At 40.4% G+C, this 1,025-nt stretch carries 2 protein-coding genes; both read left to right on the top strand.

Annotated elements, in window-relative coordinates:
* A partial coding sequence (locus tag QMD21_02645) for a (Fe-S)-binding protein (protein ID MDI6855666.1) occupies positions 1-846 on the top strand: 846 nt, incomplete at its 5' end.
* A partial coding sequence (locus QMD21_02640) for an FAD-dependent oxidoreductase (GenBank protein MDI6855665.1) occupies positions 819-1,025 on the top strand: 207 nt, incomplete at its 3' end. The genes QMD21_02645 and QMD21_02640, both read left to right, overlap by 28 nt.

The following is a 1,025-nucleotide window of genomic DNA, read 5'->3' as shown; positions in this document are numbered from 1 at the left end:
GGAATCAAGCCCAACAGAAGTACTTGGCTGGAAAATTTAAAAACATCCCAAAAAGGCGAGTATTTGTATTTTGCAGGTTGCCTACCATATTACGAAGAGCTGTATAAAGATATCGGGTTTAAGGGTAAGGAAATAGTTAAAAGCACGGTTGGAGTTCTTAACTATCTAGGAATAACTCCTGCCGTTATGAGTGAAGAGCGGTGCTGCGGGCACGATTTATTATGGCAAGGTGAAACGGAGGAGTTCGAACAACTTGCAAAGCTTAATCTTGAAGCGGTTAAAAAAACAAATGCGCACACAGTTATTTTTTCGTGTCCTGAATGCTATAGAACTTTTAAGAAAGACTACCCAGAGTACGTGGGGGAGCTTAATTTTGAAGTTCTACATTTATCAGAGTTCATTTCTGCACTTATTAGGAAAGGGCAACTAAAAATCGAAAAAGATGATAGGAGAGTAACTTACCAAGATCCCTGCAGGCTGGGTAGACATCTCGGCATATATGATGCACCTAGAAATATTCTTACAACCATCTTTGACGATAAATTTGTAGAAATGGAACGAAACAAAGCAGATAGTTCTTGCTGCGGGGTTAGCGCGTGGCTGAATTGCGACAGTAATAGCAAGCAAATTCAGTTAGAAAGAATTGCAGAAGCAAGAGCTACAGGTGCCGATACTCTAATTACTGCGTGCCCTAAATGCCAGATTCATTTTAGATGCGCTATGTATGAAAGTGAAACCCTTGAAAAAATTAGAAAGATAGAGAAAATTGATGTATGCGATCTTGCTCAGGTCGTATTTGATAGAATGAGGTCAAAATTATGGCTAGAACGAAACCTGTACTGGTAATCGGTGGCGGTATCGCTGGGATACAAGCTTCTCTGGATCTAGCTGAAAAAGGTATGAAAGTTTGGCTTGTAGAGCGCTCTCCGAGCATTGGCGGTAGAATGTCTCAGTTAGACAAAACTTTTCCAACTAATGATTGCTCTATTTGCATACTATCTCCGAAAATGGCTGAGTGCTATCTG

Source organism: Candidatus Thermoplasmatota archaeon (genome assembly GCA_030018475.1).
Lineage (GTDB): Archaea > Thermoplasmatota > JASEFT01 > JASEFT01 > JASEFT01 > JASEFT01.
This window is presented reverse-complemented; position numbering and strand designations above follow the sequence as displayed.